Below are 21,186 nucleotides of genomic sequence, written 5' to 3' on the forward strand. Positions count from 1 at the left end.
GTGCCCGCGAAGTTCGATCAGGCCGCTTTGCTGCGTTGCCCCAGCCGCACCACACCGCTCACGTCGACGATCAGCGCCACCGAGCCATCGCTGAGAATCGTCGCGCCGGAGATACCTTGCACGCGCCGGTAATGCGCCTCCAGCGATTTGACCACCGCCTGTTGCTGGCCGAGCAAATCGTCGACGAGCAGGCCCACGCGGCGGCCGTCCTCCTCGACCACCACCACGATGCCGCGCTCGATGTCGGTGACCGCATCGGCGCAGGCGAAGGCATGATGCAAACGCATGATCGGCAGGTATTCGTCGCGGAAGTGGAACAGCTCGCCGCCGCCGGCGATCCGGCGCACCATCTCCGGGCGCAGTCGCAGCGACTCGACGATCGAGATCAGCGGCACGATGTAGCGTTCGCTGCCGACAGCGGTGACCAGGCCGTCGATGATCGCCAGGGTCAGCGGCAATGCGATGGTGAACGTGCTGCCCTTGCCGGTGACGCTGTGCACGCCGACGCTGCCGCCGAGGTCGCGCACGTTGCGCCGCACGACATCCATGCCGACGCCGCGGCCGGAGAGGTCGGTGGCCTTGGCCGCCGTGGAAAAACCGGGCTGGAAGATCAGTTCGGCCACCTCCGCATCGGAGAGTTGCTGGCCCGCGCCGATCAGTCCGCGCTGCTGAGCCTTGGCCACGATCGCGGCATGGTTGAGACCGGCACCGTCATCGCTGATCTGCACCACGATGTTGCCGCCTTCGTGGTAGGCGTGCAATTTGAGCGTGCCCACCTCGGACTTGCCAGCGGCCTTGCGCCGGGCTGGCGATTCGAGCCCGTGATCGATCGCGTTGCGCACCAGGTGCACCAGTGGATCGCCGATCTTCTCCAGCACCGTCTTGTCCAGCTCGGTGTGTTCACCCAGCAACTCCAGCCTGACCTGCTTGTCGAGCTTGCGTTCCAGGTCGCGCACCAGCCGTGGAAAGCGGTTGAACACCGATCCGATCGGCAGCATGCGGATGCGCATGACGCTTTCCTGCAGCTCGCGCGTGTTGCGTTCGAGCTGCACCAGCCCATCGCGCAGGCGCTCGAGCTGCGACATCTCGAACTTCTCGCCGATGTCGCTGAGCATCGACTGGGTAATGACCAGTTCGCCCATCATGTTGATCAGCGCATCGACCTTGTCGATGCCGACCCGGATCGAACTGCCCTCGCTGGACGCGGTTGCCGTCTCGCGGACAGGCTGCGGCGCAGTCGCATTCGCCAGCATGGGTTCATCCGGTAACGGTGCAGCGACCTCGGCATCATCTTCCAACGGCCCGATGTCCAGTTCGCAGTCGCCATCGAGCCAGTCGAACACCGCATCGATGTCGGCCCGCGTCGAGGCACCGTGCAGGCGCAGCTCCCAGCCCAGGTAGCACAGGGCCGGATCAAGCGCGGCCAGCTGCGCGGGGGCGCCGTCGACGAGGAAGGCACGGACCACCTCGAGCCGACCCAGCTGCTGCAACTCGCGGAACAGGCGCAGCGGGTCGTTGCCGGTCTGCAGCAGATGCGGCAACGCGATGAACCGGACCTGCCATCCACTGGCTGTCGCAACCCTGGACGCCGCGACCGCGGCCGGCATGCCGGTCTCGCCGCTGACCAGGCGTGTCAGCTCGCCGCGCAACGCCTCGCTTTCCGTATCGGCCACTGACTGGCCGCTGCCGGAACGATCCAGCATCAGGCGCAGGCAATCGACCGAGCGCAGCAGCAGATCGATCAACTCCCCCGCCACGGCCCGACGCCCGCTGCGAACTTCTTCCAGCAGCGACTCGGCGACGTGGGTGAACGCCGCGACATCGGCAAAACCGAACGTCGCCGCACCGCCCTTGATGGAATGCGCGGCGCGGAAAATCGTGTGCACCAGCTCGGGATCGGTAGAGCCCGAATCCAGCGCCAGCAAAGCCGCCTCCATCGCATCAAGCCCTTCCCGGCTTTCTTCGAAGAAGGTCTTGTGGAATTGAGTCAGGTCGACCGCACTCATGGTTTTCCCTTGGAGCCTGTGAATAATTTCGGCCGCCGCGGCGAGAGCGTCGCCGGGCGTTCGTGACAAGATGCGTTGCCGCCGGCACGAACGTTCAGTGGCGGTCGCGGCAGGCGGCGATTTTTTTCACGGGCTCTCAGCCAAGCACACGCTTGACCGTCGCCAGCAACTGTTCCGGATCGAACGGCTTGACCAGCCAGCCGGTGGCGCCGGCAGCCTTGCCTTCCATCTTTTTCTCGGTGTGCGACTCGGTCGTCAGCATCAGGATCGGCACGCCCTTGTAGCTGTCCATCGCGCGCAGTTCGCGCACCATCGTGATGCCGTCCATCACCGGCATGTTGACGTCGGCCAGCACCAGGTCGAATGAACTGCCGCGCGCGACGTCCAGCGCCAGTTGGCCATTTTCGGCCTCGGCCACTTCGTGGCCGGCGCCGCGCAGGGTGAAGGCCACCATGCCGCGCATCGAAGTCGAATCGTCTACCGCAAGAATCTTTGCCATGCTGTCACCTCATTCAAGCCAGCGCCGGGGCTGGCAGTTCCAGTATTTTTGTCAGTCCGAGCAGGCTGGCCGCTTCGTTCAGGACGTCACTTGCGCCGCGCCATGCCAGCGTGCCGCCACGCGCAACCAGCTCGCGCCGGAACAACATCAGCAGCTGCAGGACAGCGGTGTCGATGCGCTCCACCTGCTGGCCGTCCAGCACCACCGCGCCGATCTCGAGCGGGCCCGACAGCTCCGCCTGCAATGCCGCCAGCGCCGCCATCCGACAATCCGACGGCAGCACGACCACCGCCGCAACCGCCTGCTCTTCACCCGTGTCCTTCGCCGCCCGTTTACCGGCCATGCCGTGACTCCACTCGCGCTGTTTGCGCTGACGAATGGCTTATCGGCGGGCCGGGCGATCGCTTTAGCGGGATCGTGATTCGGCTGGCAGGGGGCGTCGCTGGCGTCCGTGGTACAAGGCCCTCAAGTTTGCCCGCGCGCGGCCGATCCCCTTCTGGACAATCCCATCCACGCAGCACGATTCCGTGCAGGAACCGACTTGATCATCCAACCGACCAGCCTCGCTGCTCTTACCTGGGCCGGTGCCGCATCCGGCACCACGGCGCAGAGCTGGCGCATCGGTGCGGTGCTGTCGGCGCGGCCACTGGGGACCAGTCCGCTAGGCCTGCTGGTGATCCAGATCGGCGCCCTCACCGTGGAAGCGGATGTGGCAAGCAGCCAGCTGCCCGCCCAGTTCCAGGTGCGCGTGCTGAGCCTGGGCGCACAGCCGCAACTGGAAATACTCTCGCAACCTGTCGACCCGACTTTCCAGCGCGCCCTGCGCGAACGCCTGCCGCAGCAGAATGGCTACGCGCCGCTGTTGTCGACGCTGGGTGCGCTGGCCCAGCGACCGGCGCTGCGTCAGCTGCCGCCGGAACTGCGCACCGCATTGGCATTGCTCGAACAGTCACTGCGGACACCCGCCGAAATCACCCGCGGCGAAGGCCTGCGCGAGGCCATCAACCGCAGCGGCATGTTTTTCGAGTCCCGGTTGGCCGACCCCCTGGGCAACATGGCGGCGTTGGCCGAGGACGACTGGAAGGGCGCGCTTTTGCGACTGGCCGGACTGCTCGACCGGCGTGCGGCGACGCCATCGACACCGAACCGCAGCGACACCGAACCACCGCTGCTGCAACGCGGCCTTCAGGCCCAGGCGCGCCTGCCCCTGCCGGCGCTGCCCGCCGACGAGGGCGTGGATCTCCTGCTGGATCGCCTGCATGGCGACGTCAAGGCTTCACTCGCGCGCGTGGAAGTCGCCCAGCTGGAAGCCAGCGCCAACATGCTGCCGGCGTGGATGATCGAAATTCCGTTGCAGGGCGATGGCGGCCGTGATGTCCTGCAGATCCAGCTTGAATTCGTCAACGACGCCGCCGAGGGTGGCCACGGCTGGACCTTGGGTTTCGCACTGGACCTGCCGGCACTGGGTCCGATACAGGGCGAACTGCAGCTGCGCGAACCACGCCTGTCGGTGCGGTTGTGGGCCGAACGGGCGGACACCGTGCAGCGGCTGGAGCGCCAGTTCAACCCGCTGCGGCATCGGTTGGCTGCCTGCGGCGTCCTGCTCGACCAGTTGAGCTGCCAGGTTGGCCTGCCGCAACCGTTGGGTCGACATAGCGCCGTGCTGTTGCAGGCCACCGCATGAACACGCCGTCGTCGCCTCCGCGCCGGGTCAGCCTGCGGCTGGCCAGTGGCAATGGCGAGATCAAGGCGATGCCGGCGGAGTCGCTGGAAGCCCTGCGCGCGCGTGCTCAGTCGCTGGGATTGCCGTTGCATCACGACCCCCAGATTGCCGCCCTGCTGGCGGCCTTGCGATTGCGCGACGATGTGCCGGTGCTGCTCTATGCCGCCGCGGCGTCGGTACTGGCTGCCGTTTACGATGCGGCGGAAGAATAGCCGTCCAAATCAGATGGCACGCGCAGGCACCGGTCGTGTCATGAATGGACCGGATGCATCTGCAGGACCAGTCGCGCTTCATCGCGCGACAAACCGCAGCGGGCGATCAGCTGTTCGATGTCGACACCGTCGCGCGCCAGCTGTTGTGCCAGCTCGTAGGATTGCCTGACCTGCGGCGCCTGCTGCCCGATCTGGCCCAGCTGTCGCTCCACCCGCCCCAGCGCTGTCACCAGCATCGAGGTTGGCACGTCGGTACCGGCGTGGACCACGCCTTGCCACAGTGCACCGATCTGTTGCTGCAGTTGGCGTGACTGCCGCCACACATGGAACAGCACGAACGATTGTGCCAGCGTCAGCAACAGCAACACGGCCATTCCCATCTCAAGCCACATGGCTTTCCTCTCCGCTCAGTCGACACAGTCGGCGTACGTCGAGCAAGGCGACGAAGCCGTCCTGCCAGGCCAGTACTCCACTCACCGGGTCGTCACTGCGACTGGCCCGGCCCGGCGGTGGCGGCGCGATTTCAAGACCGTCGCTGCACAACAACTCACCGACGGCGTCGACCAGCAGGCCGACCTGCTGGCCGGCGTGCGAGAGCATCACGATGCGCACGGTCACCGGATCCGCCACCGGCAAGGTCGGCAGGCCGAGTCGCCTGCGCCCGTCCATCACCGGCACGATGCGCCCGCGCAGATGGCGTACGCCCAGCAGGTCCGTGGCTGAGCCAGGCACGGGCGTCAGGTCGCCGTCGCGGATGACCTCGCCGACGTCGGCCAACAAGGCGGCATACAGCTGTTCGCCGATGCGGAACGACAGCCAGTGCTGGCTGCGTGGATCGGACGCGCCGACGAGGGCATTCATGCGTTTACTCCACAGAAGATGGGCGCAGTCATCGAGGTGACCGGATCGGCGCAGCGTGGCTGGGCATGCCGAGCGGATCGTCGCCGACTGCCGCCGGCACTCGCCCGGTGGCTGCCGGCGAAGCGGCCGTTTGTCCGTTGCCTCCGGCGGCGGGTTGCACGCCGGCTGCGCTGGTGACATGCATGGTCGGCAACAGTTCGGGTGCAGGCGCAGCCGCCAGCCCGGACATCTGTCCAACTTGATCGGGCTCGGCATGCTCGCGTTGCGCCGCCGAACCATTGCCCATCACCACGACCAGCACCCTTCGATTCTGGTTGCGGCCTTCCGCCGTGGTGTTGTCGGCGATCGGACGCACCTCGCCCCAGCCGACGATGCCAAGCCGGTCCGGCGCGATGCCGCTCAACGAAAACAGGCGCGCCACGCTGGCCGCCCGTGCCGCCGAGAGCTCCCAGTTCGATGGATACAGCGACGTGTTGATCGGCACGTCATCGGTAAATCCTTCTACCCGCAGCGGATTGGCAAATCCCGCCAGGATCGCGGCCAGATCGTGCAGCACGACGTTGGCCGGGCTGGACAACTGGGCCACGCCGCTGGGAAACAGGATGTCGGTGCGGATCTCGATTTCCAGCCAGTCCGGCTTGTGCCGCACCACCACCAGCTTGCGATCGATCAGCGGCTGCAGCGCCTTGCGCACCTGGTCCTCGATGCGTCCCAGGTTTTCCTTTCCCGGTGCGTCGTGGCCCGCCTCGTGCCCGTTGCCTCCACTCATCGGCACGGGGTGCGCGGGAATCGGCACGGCGATGGGCACGATCGACGAACCGGGCTGGCCGGCCGGCGGGGCGATGGCCGGAGAGATGTTGTGCGGCCGAACGCGGGTCGGTGGCAGCGGAGCGATCACGTGACTGGAGCCGTTGAATGCCTCGATCAGCGATTCCGACATCACCCGGAACTTGCCTTCGTTGACGACCGAGACCGCATACATCACCACGAAAAAGGCGAGCAGCAGGGTCATCAGGTCGGCATAGGGGATCGCCCAGGCCTCGTGATTGATGTGTTCCTCGTGTTTGCGCCTTCTCACGCGACATAACCCTGCAGGCGCGCTTCGATCTGCCGCGGGTTGTCGCCCTGGGCGATCGACACCAGGCCTTCGATCAGGATCTCGCGCATCTGCGTCTGCTTGTGGATCAGGCCCTTCAGTCGCGCCGCCATCGGCAGCATGAACAGGTTGGCCAGGGCAACGCCGTAGATGGTCGCCACGAAGGCAGCGGCGATGCCGTGGCCGAGCTTGCTCGGGTCGGCCAGGTTCTGCATCACCGCCATCAGTCCCATCACCGCGCCGATGATGCCCAGCGTGGGCGAATAGATACCGGCCATCTCGTAGACCTTGGCGCCGGCCATGTCGATGGCTTCTCGTGTCTCCAGATCCACTTCCAGCACGCTGCGGATCGCATCCGGCTCGCCGCCGTCGACCAGCAGCTGCAGCCCCTTGCTGACGAACGGATCGGACTCCGATTCGATCTGCGGCTCCAGTCCCAGCAGGCCCTGCCGCCGCGAGATCTCGCTCCAGCCGATGATGCGGCTGATCAGGTCATCCGGCCGATGCAGCGGTGGCCGGTAGACCATCGAGAGCATCCGCAATGCGTGCTTGAGCACCTTGCCCTGAGTCTGCACCAGCAAGGCGGCCAGGGTGCCGAGAAACACGATCACGAACGCCGCCGAATTCCACAGCGCCCCGATCGTGGAGCCTTTCAGGATAGTGCCGACGATGATGACCAGAAAGGCCAGGATCGTGCCGATGATGCTTACCAGATCCATGGGGTCAGCCGGTCGATTGCAGTGGAGTGAGAAGGTGCCCGGCATCGTCGGCCAGGCCGGCCAGATCCATCACCAGCGCCAGCCGGCCATCGCCGGTGACGGTGGCGCCGGCGACACCCGGCACGCCGTTGAACAGGGGGCCGAGCGGTTTGACGATGACGTCTTCGCGACCGAGCACTTCATGCACCAGGCAACCCAGCCGCTGATGCCCGATATGCAGCACCGCCACGTGCCGGCCCGCGGTCGCCGTGGCGCCGGCCCAGTCGACCAGGTTGACCAGCGGCAAGGCACGGCCACGATGCTGCGCGACCAGCCGTCCGTCGAGCAGGCCATCCTGTCCGTCGCTGAGCTCGAAGACCTCTTCCACGTTGCTCAGCGGCAGCGCAAGCAGACGTGCCTCGACCCGCACCATCAGCACGCGCAGCACCGCCAGGGTCAGCGGCACGGTGAGTTCCAGCTCGCTGCCGTGACCCAGCGCCGAGCGCACCTGCAAGGTGCCGCCCAGTTCGGCCACGCGCGTCTTCACCACGTCCATGCCGACGCCGCGTCCGGAGATGTCCGAGACCGTCGCGGCAGTGCTGAAGCCCGGACGGAAAATCAATTCGTAGCATTCCATTTCGGTCAGCCGCGGCGCCTGCACCGCGTCGATCACGCCCTTTTCCACGGCCTTGCGGCGCAGGACGTCCGGATCCATGCCGCGGCCATCGTCGCTCACCGCGATCACGATGCGTTCGCCGCGCTGGCTGGCCGACAGGCACACCCGGCCCTTGCGCGGTTTGCCGGCGAGTTCTCGGACGTCCGGCATTTCCACGCCATGGTCGAGTGCGTTGCGCAGAAGATGGATCAACGGATCGGCAAGCGCCTCGACCAGGCTGCGGTCGAGGTCGGTGCCCTCGCCTTCCAGCACCAGTTCCACCTCCTTGCCGAGCTGGCGAGCCAGGTCGCGCACGATGCGGGGAAAACGCTGGAACAGACGGCCCACCGGCTGCATGCGCATCCCCATCACGGCGGTCTGCAATTCGTCGGTGACCCGGTCCAGCTCGCCGGCCGCGTTGAGCAGTGCTTCGCTGCCGATGCGCGTCGCCAGGCTGAGCAGCCGGTTGCGTACCAGCACCAGTTCGCCGGCATGGTTGACCAGGGTGTCGAGGCGGGAGGTGTCCACCCGCACGGTGTTCTCGGCCGGCGCTGCGTGGCGCGCGGCGGCAGGCAGCGAGGCGGGTTCCACCGCAACAGGGACGGTGGCCGATGAAGCAACCACGACCGCTGCAGGTGGGCCGCCGTTACCATGCAGCGCATCGAGCAGGGCTTCGAACTCGTCGTCCTCGATGGTCGCAGCCACCGATGCGGTGGGCAGCGCTGCCGGCTCGGCGGTACCAGGTGCACTGGTACCGTACATGCTGTCCAGCAGGGCTTCGAACTCGCTGTCGTCGATGACACCGTCTGCCGCGGGCATCGATGGCAGCGGAGCTGCGACGACGACAGGCGCGATTCGCGGCAGCAACGATTGCAGCAAGGCCGCCGGCGGCATCGCCAGCGGCGCATCGGCGCTTACCGCCGCCATCATGTCGTTGAGCAGGTCGAGCGCTTCGAGCAACGCATCCATGTGACCTGCGCCAAGCACGACGGCACCGTTGCGCGCCTCGTTGAGCAGATCCTCGGCGTGATGGCAGAGCAACACCATCGGCTCCAGCGCCAGGAATCCGGCGCCGCCCTTCACCGTGTGAAACGCACGGAACACCGCGTTCAACAGCTCGCGGTCGCCCGGCGTCGTCTCCAGCCCGACCAGTTGCTCGCCCAGACGCTGCAGCAGCTCGCCAGCCTCGACCAGGAAATCCTGGCGCAGCTCTCTGTCGAATTCCGCATTCATCGCGGGCCTGACCTCAAAACCCGAATTCGCTGAGCAGGCGATCGGCGTCGTCCTGGCTGGATACCTTGACCACGCTGACCGGTGCCTCGCTGCCGGCCAGCGCGCCGGTGAGCCGTACCAGCTCCAGCAGCGACGACTCCACCGAACCGATGAAGCTGGCGACCTTCTTGATGCGCTGCCCGGTCAGGTCCTGCCACGACTGCGCCAGCACCATGTCGGCCAGCCCGTCGCGGCAGCTGCCAGCAAAAGCCACGGCCTCGCGCGCCAATACGGCGGCGGCATCGTTGCCGTTGGTCCACTCGAGGACTTCGCCTGCGTTGTGCGCCAGCGACTCGGCCTGGGGCCGCATGCGCTCGGCAAAATCGAGGCTGCGATGAGCCGCCTGCGCACTCATCTCCAAGGCATCCTGCAGGTGCTGGCGCGCATCGGCGACGATGCCGGGCACGCCTTCCTGGGCCAGTTCGCCACCGAGCCGCCGCACCGCGTCGTGCAGGTCGCGCGCCAGCTGCCCGAGCGCGCGAAACAGACGCTGTTCGCGCTGGCGCACCATCACATCCAGCGCCTGCTCGAAGGCGGGGCCGTCCGGACTGTTCAGCAGCTCACGCAATTCAAGCGGCATCGTATCGTCGACGGCGAGGGGGGAAATACTTTTCATGCGCTGGCTCCGCTGGCGGCGATACGTTCGAAAATCTTGGCGAGTTTTTCCTTGAGCGTGATCGCGGTGAACGGCTTGACGATGTAGCCATTCACACCGGCCTGTGCCGCGGCGATGATCTGGTCGCGATTGTTTTCGGCGGTCACCATCAGCACCGGCATGCCTTTCAGCGCCGCTTCGGCGCGGATCGCGCGCAGCAGGTCGATGCCACTCATGTTGGGCATGTTCCAATCGGTCACGACCAGGTCGAACGGCAGGCTGCGCAGCATCGCTATCGCGCTCTCGCCATCGTCGGCCTCCTGGATCAGCGGGTTGCTGAAACCCAGCTCGACCAGCAGGTTGCGGACGATCCGCCGCATGGTGGAAAAATCGTCCACCACCAGGATTTTCATGTTCTTGTCCAAACGCTTTCTCCACGTGCGGTACGGGCCGGCGTGCGGCCGCGGGGGATTTTTTTAAGCGGGTGCCGGATCAGCCACGCCAGCCGGTGAGTCTTGCGCGAAGCCGGATGACTGCCTGTCCATGGATCTGGCAGATCCGCGACTCGCTCACTCCGAGCACGGCGCCGATCTCCTTGAGGTTCAATTCCTGTTCGTAGTACAGCGACATCACCATCTGCTCGCGCTCGGGCAGGCCACCGATCGCCTCGGCCAGTGCCTCGCGCATGCCGTCGCGTTCGATGTTTTCCTGCGGACCCAGGCTGCCTTCGTCGGCCACGTCGAGTACGCCGCCTTCCTCGCTGTCTTCCGAAGCGGTCAGGCTGAGCAGGCGCACGCAGGCAGCGTCGGCGAGCACCTGGTGGTACTCCTCCGCACTGATTCCCAGTCGCCGGATGACTTCCGCGTCATCGGCCTCCGCGCCGGTCTCGGTCTCGATCTGACGGATCACCTCGGCCACTTCGCGGGTCTTGCGATGCACCGAGCGCGGCGTCCAGTCGGTGCGGCGAAGCTCGTCCAGCATGGCGCCACGGATGCGGATACCCGCATACGTTTCGAAGCTGGCCCCGCGATCGAGGGCAAAGTGGCGCGACGCTTCCAGCAAACCGATCATTCCTGCCTGGATCAAGTCGCCCACGTCGACGCTGGCCGGCAACCGCCCCATCAGGTGATAGGCGATCCGCCGGACCAGCGGCGCGTGCCGACGGACCAGTTCGTCGGCACTTTCGCGGGAATGTTGCAGATATTCCGAAGCCACGCTCATCTCGGCATCCCCCTCGCCGGTGCTGTCCGGTCGCCAAAAAAGGCGATCCGGTCGAGGCCTGCGCATTCGGGGTCCGCCCATCTATCGACCGTAGCGGCCAGTTTCTTGAATGCCAGCGCCGAATGGCTGGATGGCCAAAGATCGACGACCGCAGACTGTCGCCGGATCGCCTGCCGCAGACGTTCGTCGTGCGGCACCCATCCACTGAAATCGATCACCACGTCGAGGAAGCGGTCGCTGACCCGCGCGAGCTTCTGGTGGAGCGCCCGCGCATCGCCCTCGTTGCGCACCATGTTGGCGACCATGCGTATGCGCCGCACACCGAAATCACGGCTGAGCACCTTGGTCAGGCCGTACGCGTCGGTCAGCGAGGCGGGCTCATCGCACACCACCAGGATCACTTCGCTCGTCGCGGCGGCAAACATCGTCACGTTGTCGGACAGGCCGGCGGCGGTATCCACCAGCAGGTATTCCGGCGGCCGCGCCAGTTCGTCGAAGGCGCGAATGATCGCCGCATGTTCGCCGTTGTCCAGTTGCGCCAGCCGGCGCGCGCCCGAACCGGCCGGCACCACCTGCAGGCCGCGTGGCGCAGGCAGCAGAAGTTCTTCCAGCGTGCAGTGGCCGTCCAGCAGGTGGCCGATGTGGCGCGATGGCGTGAGGCCGAGCATCACGTCGACATTCGCCAGGCCCATGTCGGCATCCAGCAACATCACGTCATGGCCGGCGATGGACAGCGACATGCCGAGGTTCACCGCGACCGTGCTTTTGCCGACACCGCCCTTGCCGCCGGCCACCGCAATCGCGCGGCAGTGGCGGCGGCTTGCCGGTGCTGCGCTCAGCAAGCTGCTGGCCTGGTGAGCCGTCGGCGTCGGCGTTGCCGGCGCAGGCCGGTCGACCATGGCCGACAGCATCCGCTGCAGTCCCGACGCCTGATCCATTGCAAGTACTCCGCTCATGCGCCGGCCACCGCAAAGCCGAAACGTTCGGCCATCAGGCTGTCGTCCGGTGCCTGGCTTTTCAGCGACTGCGCGGCGCGACATACCAGCACGCGCGCGTCTGCCGTGGCGATGTCCTCCGGCACCCGCTGCCCGTCGGTGGTGTAGTCCAGCGGCAAGCGGTGTCGTATCAGCACCGACAACGCACCGCCCAGGCTGGGCGCTTCATCCAGCTTGGTCAGGATGCAGGCATGCGGCTTCAGCGGCAGGTAGGCGCGCACGGCATCGTCCAGCGATTGCGATTGCGCGTTGGCGGCCAGCACCAGGCAGGCGCGCAGGTCGCTGGCATCGGCCAGGATTTCCAGCTGCTGGACGAGCCGCGGATCGGTGCCGGCCACGCCGGCGGTATCGATCAGCACGGTGTGGCGGCTGCGCAGCATCTCCAGCACCTTGCGAAGACTCTCCGCATCGTAGGCGGGATAGACGCGCACGCCGAGCAGGCGTCCGTAATGTTCCAGCTGGGCGGCGGCGCCGATGCGGTAGTGATCGGTGCTGACCAGGGCCACCTGATCGGCGCCATGGCGCATCACCGCTCGAGCGGCCAGCTTGGCGATCGTGGTGGTCTTGCCCACGCCGGTGGGCCCCACCAGCGCGGTGGCGCCTCGATCGTCGCTGGACAGACCGCGCCCGCTCACCGCCAGATGGCGGCTGAGCATGCCCAGCGGCAGGTAGCGCGCCTGCTCCGTATTGATCTTTTCCGGCAGCTCGGCCACCAGCGCACGTGCGACGTCGGACTCGATGCCCAGCCGGGTCATCTCGCGCAGCACACGCGCACGCAGCGGCTGGCGCCGTTCCATGTCATTCCATGCCAGGCTGGACAATTGCATCTCCAGCATCTCGCGCAGGCTGCCCAGTTCACTGAGCATCTGCGCGGTGTCCTGCGCGGCGCGCTCCATCAGCGGATGCATGGCCGGCCGCTCGATCGCTGCCGGCGCGACAGGAACCTGCACCGGCATCTCCGCCGCTGGCGTCCGCGGCATGCGCGCCACCGGCGCGACGTGCAGTTTCGGCGTTGCCACGATGTTCTCGTCAGCGACCGCCATCTCTGCAGCCGACGCGCCGTGACGGGACGCCTCGCGCATCAGCGCCTCGTCGTAATCGATCGCGGCGATGACCTCGATGCCGTCTTCCATCCGTCGGGTGGACAGGATCACTGCCTCGGGCCCCTGTTCTTCGCGGACTTCACGCATGGCCAGCCGCATGTCGGCAGCCACAAATCGCTTGATCTTCATAGATGCTTGCTCCGCAAGCGGGATTCGGGATTGGGGATGGGGGATTCGTCAAAAGCCAGAGCGTCACAAGATCGCCGCGCCGCCAGCTCTTCCGAATCCTCAATCCCGAATCCCAAATCCCAGCTCCTAGTCATCGCCCCAAGGCCTGTACCAATCGCACCCGGCGGTTGTCGGGCACTTCGTTGTAAGCGAGTACGTGCAGGTTCTGTGCCACGTGCCGGGTGAACCGTGCGAGCCATGGCCGCAGCAGCGGCGCGACCAGCAAAACCGCCGGTTCGCCACTCAGTTCCTGCCGTCGCGCGGCGTCGGCCACGCTCTGTTGCAGGCGGTCGGCAAGGCCCGGTTCCACGGCGGCGCCGGCCACGCCACCGCCACCGGACAGTGAGCCGAGCAGGATCTGTTCGAGCTCCGGCGCCAGCGTGATCACCGGTACTTCGGTGCCCAACCCGATGATCTCCTGCACGATCTGCCGGCCGAGCGCGACACGCACCGCGGCGGTCAAAACGCCGGGATCCTGACTCTGCCCCGCATGCTCCGCCAAGGATTCGACGATGCTGCGCATGTTGCGGATCGGCACGCGTTCGGCCAGCAGGTTCTGCAGCACCTTCACCACCACGCCCAGCGGCGCGCGCTTGGGCACCAGATCCTCGACCAGCTTCGGCGCGGTAGCGGCGAGCCGGTCCAGCAACTGCTGCACGTCCTGATGGCTGAGCAACTCGTGCGCATGACCCTGCAGGATGTGCGACAGGTGCGTGGCGATCACCGTGGATGGATCAACCACGGTGTAACCGTAACTCTGCGCCAGTTCGCGCTGGCCGCTCTCGATCCACACCGCTTCCAGCCCGAACGCCGGATCCTGCGTGGCGATGCCCTGCAGGGAGCCGTGCACCTGGCCGGGATTGATCGCCATCAGGCGGTCGTTGTGTACCTCCGCCTCACCCATCGGCACGCCCATCAGGGTGATGCGGTAGGTGTTCGGGCCGAGGTCGAGGTTGTCGCGGATGTGTACCGCCGGCACGAGGAAGCCCAGCTCCTGCGACAGCTTGCGACGCACCGACTTGATCCGCCCCATGAGCTCGCCGCCCTGATGCACGTCGACCAGCGGGATCAACCGATAGCCCACTTCCAGTCCCAGTGGATCGACACTGGCCACGTCCTCCCAGCCCAGTTCCAGCCGCTCCGCCGGCGCGGTGGCGGTCGGCGCCTCGGCGACCGATCCGGCCAGCTTGGCGCGCGTCTCGCGCTCGCGCTTGAGCAACAGCCACGCCGCGCCGCCACAGGCAGCGCCAAGCAGCAGGAACGCCATGTTCGGCATGCCCGGGATCACGCCCATCACGATCAATACCACCGCCGCCACGCCGAGCGCGCGCGGCTGGCCGAATACCTGGCCGATCACCTGCTTGCCCATGTCCTGCGACTTGGACACGCGCGTGACGATGATCGCGGCGGCCACCGACAGCATCAACGCCGGCACCTGCGCCACCAGGCCGTCGCCGATGGTCAGCAAGGTATAGGTCTTGGCCGCTTCGCTGGCCGACAGGCCATGCTGCATCACGCCGACAAAGAAGCCGCCGACGATGTTGATGATCAGGATCAGGATGCCGGCGGTGGCGTCGCCGCGCACGAATTTCGAGGCGCCGTCCATCGAGCCGTAGAAATCCGCCTCCTCGCGTACTTCCTGGCGGCGCTCGCGCGCCTGCTCCTGGGTCAGCAGGCCGGCGTTCAAGTCGGCATCGATCGCCATCTGCTTGCCGGGCATCGCATCGAGGGTGAAGCGCGCGGTGACTTCCGATACGCGGGTGGCGCCCTTGGTGATCACCACGAAGTTGATGATGGTGATGATCGCGAACACCACCAGGCCGACCGCGAAGTTGCCGCCGATGACGAACTCGCCGAACGCTTCGATCACCTTGCCGGCCGCGCCGGGGCCGTCATGCCCGTGCAGCAGCACCACGCGGGTGGAGGCGATGTTGAGCGCCAGCCGCAACAGGGTCGCCATCAGCACCACGGTGGGGAACGCGGCAAACTCCAGCGGCCGCATCACGTAGACCACCGCCAGCAAGATCACCAGCGACAGCGCGATGTTGAAGCTGAACAGCATGTCGAGCAAAAACGGCGGCAGCGGCAACATCAGCATCGCCAGCATCACCAGCATCATCACCGGCGCGCCAATACCACGTCGCGCCAGGTGTTTGAAGTTGCCTAGTACATCTGCACCCGTCATGGATTTGACTCGTCATAGATCGCGGTAAGGCCCCATCAGGTCCGGATCGACCTCAGGGGTTGGCGCTGCCGGGGGTGGCTCGCCCTGCACCGTGGCTTGCTTCAGCTGGTACACGTAGGCCAGAACCTGAGCCACCGCCACGTACAGCGCGGCGGGGATTTCCCGACCCAGTTCAGTCGTTGCATACAAGGCGCGTGCCAACGGCGGCGCTTCGACCAGCGGGATGCGATGACTGCCCGCCACCAGGCGAATCTGCTGCGCGAGTACGTCGACACCCTTGGCGATCACCCGCGGTGCGCCCATGCGCCCGTCGTCGTAGCGCAAGGCCACCGCAAAGTGGGCGGGGTTGACCACCACCACGTCGGCCTTGGGCAGTTCCTCCATCATGCGGCGGCGCGATTGCGCCTGTTGCACCTGGCGGATGCGTCCCTTCATTTCGGGATTGCCGTCGCTCTCCTTCATCTCGTCGCGGATTTCCTGCTTGGTCATGCGCAGGTTCTTGGCGTGGTCGAATTTCTGGTACAGGGCATCGATACCGCCGATCAGCGCCAGGATGGAGCCGAACCACAGCGCCGCCCGCCCGAGCAGGCCCATGGACTGCGCGATCCCGGCCATGACCGAACCGCGACCGGTGGCCTGCAACTCGTTCTGCCAGTGGTGCAAGAGCAAACCCAGCACCGCTCCGATGAAGAGCAGCTTCAGCAATGCCTTGCCCAGTTCGACCAGGCCGCGCATCGCGAAAATACGGCCCAGCCCCTTGATCGGATCGAGCCGCTCGAATTTCGGCTGCAACGCCTGCGCGCTGAAATTCAAGCCGCCCAGCAGCAGCGGCGCGGCCAGCGTGCCGAGCATCGTCGCCACGGCCACCGGCGCGAAGAGTTGGAGCGCTTCGTGCAACGCTGCGTGCAGCGTTCGGCCTGGCAAGGCATCGGAGAACAGCGCCTCGCGCGAATAGCCGAGGCCCAGCGAAAAAATCCGCCGGGCGTGCAGGAAAGCGCTTTCCCCGCTATTCATCAGCGCCGCCACGCCGGCCAGCACCACGATGGCACCGGACAGATCGCGCGATCGCGGGACCTCGCCTTTCTCGCGCGATTCGCGCAGCTTTTTTTCGGTAGGTTCTTCGGTTTTTTCCTGGTCGCTGTCGTCCGACATCGGATCAGCTCCCGACCAGGTTGCGCATCAGCGACCAGGCGTCATTCTGCAGCGCCTCGAATGCACCCGGCAGGCTGCGCAACGACAGCCACAACGCGATGAAGCCCAGCGACACCGTGATCGGAAAGCCGACCGCGAAGAGGTTCATCGATGGTGCCGCACGACTGATCGCGGCAAAGCCCATGTTCACCACCAGCAACGACGTCATCGCCGGCAGCGCGACGCGGACTGCCCCGGAAAACAGCTCGCCGCCAAACATGACCACGGCGTGCAAACCGTTGGCATCGATCGCATCCGTGCCCGGCGGCAAGCTGTGGAAACTGTCGGCCAACAGCGCGATCAGGCGCAGATGGCCGTCCATCGCGACAAACAGCAAGGTCACCAGCAGCAGGTAGAACTGGCTCAGCACGGTCGAGCTGCCGCCAGCCTGAGGATTGATCATCTCGGCAAAACCCAGGCTCATGCTCTGCGCCACCAGTTCGCCGCCGAACGACACCGCCTCGAACACCAGCTTCAGCACGAAACCCACCGCCGCGCCGATCAACACCTGGCCAGCCATGGTTGCCACGCCGGCGCCGCTGAGCGGGTCGATCGTCGCCGGTGCCAGCGGAACCAGCACCAGGCTCAGTACCACCACAACGCCGATGCGGATCCGCGCCGATATCACCGTGGCACTGAATACCGGCGCCACCAGGCACAGCCCGCTCACCCTGGCCATCGCCCAGAACAGACTGCCAAGCCACATCGGCAACTGCGCCAGATCCAGCGCAGTCACCTGATCGCCCCGGGCAGGCTCTCGATCAGGTGAGTGGTGTACTGCACCAGCAGGCGCAGCATCCACGGACCGGCGATCAACGCCACCAGCGCCATCGCGATCAGTTTCGGAATGAAGCTCAACGTCATCTCGTTGATTTGCGTCGCCGCCTGGATCACGCCCACCAGCAAGCCCACCGCCAGCGCCGTCAACAACAACGGCGCCGCCACCAGCATCGCCACGTACAGCGCATGCTGGCCGATTTCCATGATGGATTCAGGGGTCATGCGAAGACTCCGCAGAGTGCGTCATCACCTGTGGGAGCGGCTTCAGCCACGATGCTCTTGCCTGGATTCATTGCATCAGAGCGGAAAGCCTTCGCCCTCCTTGCGAAGGACAACTTACTTTTCTGTCGCGCGGCACCTGTAGGAGCGGCTTCAGCCGCGATGCCCTTGCCTGGATTCATTGCATCAGAGCGGAAAGCCTTCGCCCTCCTTGCAAAGGACGACTTACTTTTCTGTCGCGCGGCACCTGTAGGAGCGGCTTCAGCCGCGATGCTCTTGCCTGGATTCATTGCATCAGAGCGGAAAGCCTTCGCCCTCCTTGCGAAGGACGACTTACTTTTCTGTCGCGCGGCACCTGTAGGAGCGGCTTCAGCCGCGATGCTCTTGCTTGGATTTATTGCATCAGAGCGAAGAGTTTTCGTCCTCCTTGCGGAGGGCGAGGCAGACGAAGGCTCTTGCTCCGAAACAGACAAAAGCGTCGCGGCTAAAGCCGCTCCCACAGAAGCCTCCATGACCTGATACGCGGTCACGTGTAAAAACTCCCGGCCAACGTGCCCAGCAGCAGCGTCCACCCATCGACCAGCACGAACAACATGATCTTGAATGGCAGCGAGATGATCGTCGGCGAGACCATCATCATGCCCATCGACATCAGCACGCTGGCCACCACCAGATCGATGATCAGGAACGGGATGAACAGCAGAAAGCCCATCTGGAACGCGGTCTTCAATTCGCTGGTGAGGAACGCCGGCATCGCCACCTTGAACGGCACGTCCGCCTTGCTGGCATAAGGCTTTTCCTTCGCCAGCCGGGTGAACAGTTGCAGGTCGGCATCACGGGTCTGGTCGAGCATGAAACGCTTGAACGGTGCCGAGGCCGCCGGCAGCGCCTGTTCGGCGGCGATCTGTCCATCCATGTACGGTTTCACGCCATCGACATAGGCACGATTGAGCACCGGCGACATCACGAACAACGTGAGAAAAAGCGACAGCCCGAGCAAGACCTGGTTGGGCGGCGTCGACTGTGTGCCCAGTGCCTGGCGCAAGAAGCCGAGCACGATGATGATGCGGGTGAACGAGGTCATCATCAGCGCGATCGCCGGCAGCAGCGTCAGCGCCGTCATCAACGCCAGCACCTGCAGCGACAGCGTCCAGCTCTGGCCGCCACCGGGCACGTTCTGCACGTTCACCAGCGGGATCCCCGGCGGCGCCGCCAGCGTCGCCAGCGGCAACAGCAGAAGCATGCCGGCGAAGGCCCAGCGCCACGCCTTCATGAGCCGCGCTTCCAGCGTGCCAGCAACTCGCCGAACACCGGCATGGGCGGAATCTCGGACGGCGTTGCCACGGCAGGTTCGACAGGTACGCCGTCATAGACGTGCAGCGTGCGCATGCCACCCGGGCCCATGCCGATCAGCAGGCGCTTGCCGTCGGCGTCCAGCAACAGCAGCCGGTCGCGCGCGCCCACCGCAAATGTCTCCACGCAGCGAATGCGTCGCCCGGCCACGCCGTGTCGACGCTGCATCCGGCGGGTGAGCCAGCCGGCGGCCAGAATCAGGCCGATGATGCCAAGCAGGCTCAGCACCACGCGAACGAGTTCGCCGGCAGCACTGAACTCCGATGTCGCCGCCGGAGCCACGGCAAGCATGAGCGCCAGCGTGCCCATCAGCGCAGCTTTCGCACGCGCTCGGCAGGACTGATCACGTCGGTCAGGCGGATGCCGAATTTCTCGTTGATCACCACTACCTCACCATGCGCGACCAGGGTACCGTTGACGAACACATCCAACGGCTCGCCGGCGGCGCGATCGAGCTCCACCACCGAACCCTGGTTCAGCTGCAACAGGTTGCGGATGCTGATGCGGGTGCGGCCGACCTCCATGGCCAGGGTCACCGGCACATCCAGGATCATGTCGAGGTTGACGTCGCCACCGCTGGTGACGGCGCCCTGCAAGGGATCGAATTCAACGCGCTCGCCGGCATCGGCGAAGGCACTTTCGGTGGACTGACTCATGCGGGGTTCTTCTCTGTGGAGTGATCGCCGGCCAGGCGCCTTTCGCGACGACCGGCCTGGACATGAAAACGTACGGCATTGCGGCCGTTGGACTGGCCGTAGCGGCCGCGGAAAACCGGCACATCCTCGGCGTAGACGGTGGCGAGCTCAGGCAGCTGCACGGGGATCACGTCACCGGGCCGCAGATGCAGGAATTCGCCGAGGCTCAGCTGCGCCTCGAGCAGCAATGAGCTGAGGTCGACTTCCGCGTCGAGCACTTCTTCTTGCAGCATTTCCGCCCAGCGGTCGTCGCGATCGACGCGATCGCTCTGCACGCCGGCATCGAGCAGATTGCGGATCGGTTCGACCATCGCATACGGCAGCGTCAGGTTGATCTCACCACCGCCGCCATCGAGCTCGACGTGGAAGCGCGACACCACCACCGTCTCGGTCGGGCTGACGATATTGGCGAACTGCGGATTGATTTCCGAACTCTGGTACTCGAACTGCAGACCCAGCACCGGCGCCCATGCCTCGGTCATGGCACCGAACAATTCGGCCAGCATGATCTGGATGACGCGGTTCTCGGTCGCGGTGAAATCCCGTCCTTCGATGCGGGCGTGATAGCGGCCGTCACCGCCGAAGAAATTGTCGATCACGGTGAACACCAGGCGCGGCTCGAACAACACCAGCGCAGTGCCACGCAAGGGTTTGATACGCACCAGGTTGAGATTGCTCGGCACCGCCAGGCCGTGCACGTACTCGGCAAACTTGACCATCTTCACGCCCAGCACCGAGACCTCGCAGGTCTTGCGCAGCACGCTGAAAATGGCGGTGCGGAAGAATCGCGCGAAACGGTCGTTGACCATTTCCAGCGTCGGAAGCCGGCCGCGCACGATGCGGTCCTGCTGGGTGAAGTCGTAGGAGATCACCGCATCGGCCGGCAACGGTTCATCGCTGCCGGTGCTGACCGCGCCGCCGTTGACGCCGTCCAGCAGCGCGTCGATCTCGTCCTGGGAAAGCAGGTCGCTCATGCGCGTGTCATCCGGTTACTGCATCACGAAGCTGGTGAAGTACAACGCGTCGATGCCGGGACGGCCCAATCGGGCCTGGACGATCTTGCGCACGGCGGCCAGTGCCTGCTCCTGCAACTTCTGGCGACCGGCGGCATCGCTGATGATCGAGTAGTTCTGGTTGCTGAACAGCGCCACCAGCGAGTCGCGAAGTACCGGGTCGGCGGCCTTCGCCACGTTGATTGCATCGGGATCATGCGACATCAAGGTAATGCCCACCTGCAGATACCGCAGGGAATCGTTGTCGCGAAAATTCACCACGAAGGCCGGATCCATCGGCAGGTAGAGTTCCGTCTTGCTCAACTCCGGCGCTGTCGCCCTGCCCGTTCCGGCATGCGACATCTGACGCATCTGCCACGCATAGCCGCCGCTACCCAGCGCAACCAGCAATGCCCCCACCATGCCGATCACCAGCAGCTTGCGGCTGTTGCGCTTCACCGGAGCGTCGACTGCTCCGGCTTGTTCGTCCTCGATCATGAAAACCTCGATCTGCCATGTTGGAATGCGCCTGCATGGGCGCCTAAATCAACGGAAGCAATCTGCGTGCCATCCTCGGGAGGCCTTGCACCACCGGGATTTTCTGCCATCCCGAACTGGGACGACGCATGCGACGGCGCTTTCTTGACGCCCGCCGGTGAATCGGCGC

Annotated in this window: 24 protein-coding genes; 2 read left to right on the plus strand and 22 right to left on the minus strand. The window is 65.7% G+C overall.

The window, feature by feature from the left end; genetic code table 11:
* Positions 1-17: 17 nt before the first annotated feature.
* The 3 genes from ACPPVV_RS13795 to ACPPVV_RS13805 all read right to left on the minus strand — a co-directional run bounded on the left by ACPPVV_RS13795 (position 18) and on the right by ACPPVV_RS13805 (position 2,848).
* Entirely contained in the window at positions 18-2,006 is a 1,989-nt protein-coding gene (locus tag ACPPVV_RS13795) for a chemotaxis protein CheA (protein WP_426700457.1), read from the minus strand.
* A gap of 136 nt (positions 2,007-2,142) precedes the next feature.
* Positions 2,143-2,505 carry a response regulator gene (locus tag ACPPVV_RS13800; protein WP_426700458.1) on the minus strand — a complete coding sequence of 121 codons (363 nt, stop codon included), beginning with the start codon at positions 2,503-2,505 and terminating at the stop codon, positions 2,143-2,145.
* A gap of 13 nt (positions 2,506-2,518) precedes the next feature.
* Positions 2,519-2,848 carry an STAS domain-containing protein gene (locus tag ACPPVV_RS13805; protein WP_426700459.1) on the minus strand — a complete coding sequence of 110 codons (330 nt, stop codon included), beginning with the start codon at positions 2,846-2,848 and terminating at the stop codon, positions 2,519-2,521.
* 198 nt (positions 2,849-3,046) lie between these two features.
* Here ACPPVV_RS13805 and ACPPVV_RS13810 point away from each other — a divergent pair, with 198 nt between their 5' ends.
* Together ACPPVV_RS13810 and ACPPVV_RS13815 are read left to right on the plus strand one after the other, a co-directional pair.
* Complete coding sequence (locus ACPPVV_RS13810; RefSeq protein ID WP_426700460.1) at positions 3,047-4,189, plus strand: flagellar hook-length control protein FliK; 1,143 nt, start codon at positions 3,047-3,049, stop codon at positions 4,187-4,189.
* The gene (locus tag ACPPVV_RS13815) at positions 4,186-4,440 is read left to right on the plus strand and encodes a flagellar biosynthesis protein (protein ID WP_426700461.1); all 255 of its coding nucleotides are present in this window, start codon (positions 4,186-4,188) and stop codon (positions 4,438-4,440) included. The genes ACPPVV_RS13810 and ACPPVV_RS13815 overlap by 4 nt, the downstream gene beginning before the upstream one ends.
* Positions 4,441-4,478: 38 nt before the next feature.
* Here the strand turns inward: ACPPVV_RS13815 and ACPPVV_RS13820 are convergent, their stop codons facing one another.
* From ACPPVV_RS13820 to ACPPVV_RS13910, 19 genes are all read right to left on the minus strand, one after another.
* A complete protein-coding gene (locus ACPPVV_RS13820) occupies positions 4,479-4,832 on the minus strand; it encodes a DUF2802 domain-containing protein (protein ID WP_426700462.1) in 354 nt (117 codons plus the stop codon).
* A complete protein-coding gene (locus tag ACPPVV_RS13825) occupies positions 4,822-5,301 on the minus strand; it encodes a chemotaxis protein CheW (RefSeq protein WP_426700463.1) in 480 nt (159 codons plus the stop codon). The genes ACPPVV_RS13820 and ACPPVV_RS13825 overlap by 11 nt, the downstream gene beginning before the upstream one ends.
* A 28-nt stretch (positions 5,302-5,329) precedes the next feature.
* A complete protein-coding gene (gene motD, locus ACPPVV_RS13830; RefSeq protein ID WP_426700464.1) occupies positions 5,330-6,379 on the minus strand; it encodes a flagellar motor protein MotD in 1,050 nt (349 codons plus the stop codon).
* On the minus strand, positions 6,376-7,116 hold the full coding sequence (locus ACPPVV_RS13835) for a flagellar motor protein (protein WP_426700465.1): 741 nt from the start codon (positions 7,114-7,116) through the stop codon (positions 6,376-6,378). Before ACPPVV_RS13835 ends, motD begins: the two co-directional genes overlap by 4 nt.
* A gap of 4 nt (positions 7,117-7,120) precedes the next feature.
* Complete coding sequence (locus tag ACPPVV_RS13840; protein WP_426700466.1) at positions 7,121-8,983, minus strand: chemotaxis protein CheA; 1,863 nt, start codon at positions 8,981-8,983, stop codon at positions 7,121-7,123.
* A gap of 13 nt (positions 8,984-8,996) precedes the next feature.
* Positions 8,997-9,638 carry a protein phosphatase CheZ gene (locus tag ACPPVV_RS13845; RefSeq protein ID WP_426700467.1) on the minus strand — a complete coding sequence of 214 codons (642 nt, stop codon included), beginning with the start codon at positions 9,636-9,638 and terminating at the stop codon, positions 8,997-8,999.
* Positions 9,635-10,042 carry a chemotaxis response regulator CheY gene (locus ACPPVV_RS13850; RefSeq protein ID WP_426700468.1) on the minus strand — a complete coding sequence of 136 codons (408 nt, stop codon included), beginning with the start codon at positions 10,040-10,042 and terminating at the stop codon, positions 9,635-9,637. Before ACPPVV_RS13850 ends, ACPPVV_RS13845 begins: the two co-directional genes overlap by 4 nt.
* 67 nt (positions 10,043-10,109) lie before the next feature.
* Positions 10,110-10,838, minus strand: coding sequence for an RNA polymerase sigma factor FliA (locus tag ACPPVV_RS13855; protein WP_426700469.1), 729 nt, complete (start codon positions 10,836-10,838; stop codon positions 10,110-10,112).
* A complete protein-coding gene (locus tag ACPPVV_RS13860) occupies positions 10,835-11,776 on the minus strand; it encodes a MinD/ParA family protein (RefSeq protein ID WP_426703244.1) in 942 nt (313 codons plus the stop codon). The genes ACPPVV_RS13855 and ACPPVV_RS13860 overlap by 4 nt, the downstream gene beginning before the upstream one ends.
* 14 nt (positions 11,777-11,790) lie before the next feature.
* Positions 11,791-13,065, minus strand: a complete 1,275-nt coding sequence (gene flhF, locus ACPPVV_RS13865) for a flagellar biosynthesis protein FlhF (RefSeq protein ID WP_426700470.1) — start codon at positions 13,063-13,065, stop codon at positions 11,791-11,793.
* 130 nt (positions 13,066-13,195) lie between these two features.
* The gene (gene flhA / locus ACPPVV_RS13870) at positions 13,196-15,289 is read right to left on the minus strand and encodes a flagellar biosynthesis protein FlhA (protein WP_426700471.1); all 2,094 of its coding nucleotides are present in this window, start codon (positions 15,287-15,289) and stop codon (positions 13,196-13,198) included.
* 12 nt (positions 15,290-15,301) lie between these two features.
* Positions 15,302-16,441 carry a flagellar biosynthesis protein FlhB gene (gene flhB / locus ACPPVV_RS13875; protein WP_426700472.1) on the minus strand — a complete coding sequence of 380 codons (1,140 nt, stop codon included), beginning with the start codon at positions 16,439-16,441 and terminating at the stop codon, positions 15,302-15,304.
* A 4-nt stretch (positions 16,442-16,445) separates the two neighbouring features.
* Positions 16,446-17,216, minus strand: a complete 771-nt coding sequence (gene fliR / locus ACPPVV_RS13880; RefSeq protein ID WP_426700473.1) for a flagellar biosynthetic protein FliR — start codon at positions 17,214-17,216, stop codon at positions 16,446-16,448.
* The gene (gene fliQ, locus ACPPVV_RS13885; RefSeq protein ID WP_426700474.1) at positions 17,213-17,482 is read right to left on the minus strand and encodes a flagellar biosynthesis protein FliQ; all 270 of its coding nucleotides are present in this window, start codon (positions 17,480-17,482) and stop codon (positions 17,213-17,215) included. Before fliQ ends, fliR begins: the two co-directional genes overlap by 4 nt.
* 523 nt (positions 17,483-18,005) lie before the next feature.
* Complete coding sequence (fliP, locus tag ACPPVV_RS13890) at positions 18,006-18,752, minus strand: flagellar type III secretion system pore protein FliP (protein ID WP_426700475.1); 747 nt, start codon at positions 18,750-18,752, stop codon at positions 18,006-18,008.
* Positions 18,749-19,141 carry a FliO/MopB family protein gene (locus ACPPVV_RS13895; RefSeq protein WP_426700476.1) on the minus strand — a complete coding sequence of 131 codons (393 nt, stop codon included), beginning with the start codon at positions 19,139-19,141 and terminating at the stop codon, positions 18,749-18,751. Before ACPPVV_RS13895 ends, fliP begins: the two co-directional genes overlap by 4 nt.
* Positions 19,141-19,488, minus strand: a complete 348-nt coding sequence (gene fliN, locus ACPPVV_RS13900; protein ID WP_426700477.1) for a flagellar motor switch protein FliN — start codon at positions 19,486-19,488, stop codon at positions 19,141-19,143. Before fliN ends, ACPPVV_RS13895 begins: the two co-directional genes overlap by 1 nt.
* Positions 19,485-20,501, minus strand: coding sequence for a flagellar motor switch protein FliM (gene fliM / locus ACPPVV_RS13905; protein WP_426700478.1), 1,017 nt, complete (start codon positions 20,499-20,501; stop codon positions 19,485-19,487). The genes fliN and fliM overlap by 4 nt, the downstream gene beginning before the upstream one ends.
* A gap of 15 nt (positions 20,502-20,516) precedes the next feature.
* On the minus strand, positions 20,517-21,017 hold the full coding sequence (locus tag ACPPVV_RS13910; protein ID WP_426700479.1) for a flagellar basal body-associated FliL family protein: 501 nt from the start codon (positions 21,015-21,017) through the stop codon (positions 20,517-20,519).
* Positions 21,018-21,186 lie beyond the last annotated feature (169 nt).

Origin of the sequence: Rhodanobacter sp. Col0626 (genome assembly GCF_049994385.1) — a bacterium.
GTDB lineage: Bacteria > Pseudomonadota > Gammaproteobacteria > Xanthomonadales > Rhodanobacteraceae > Rhodanobacter.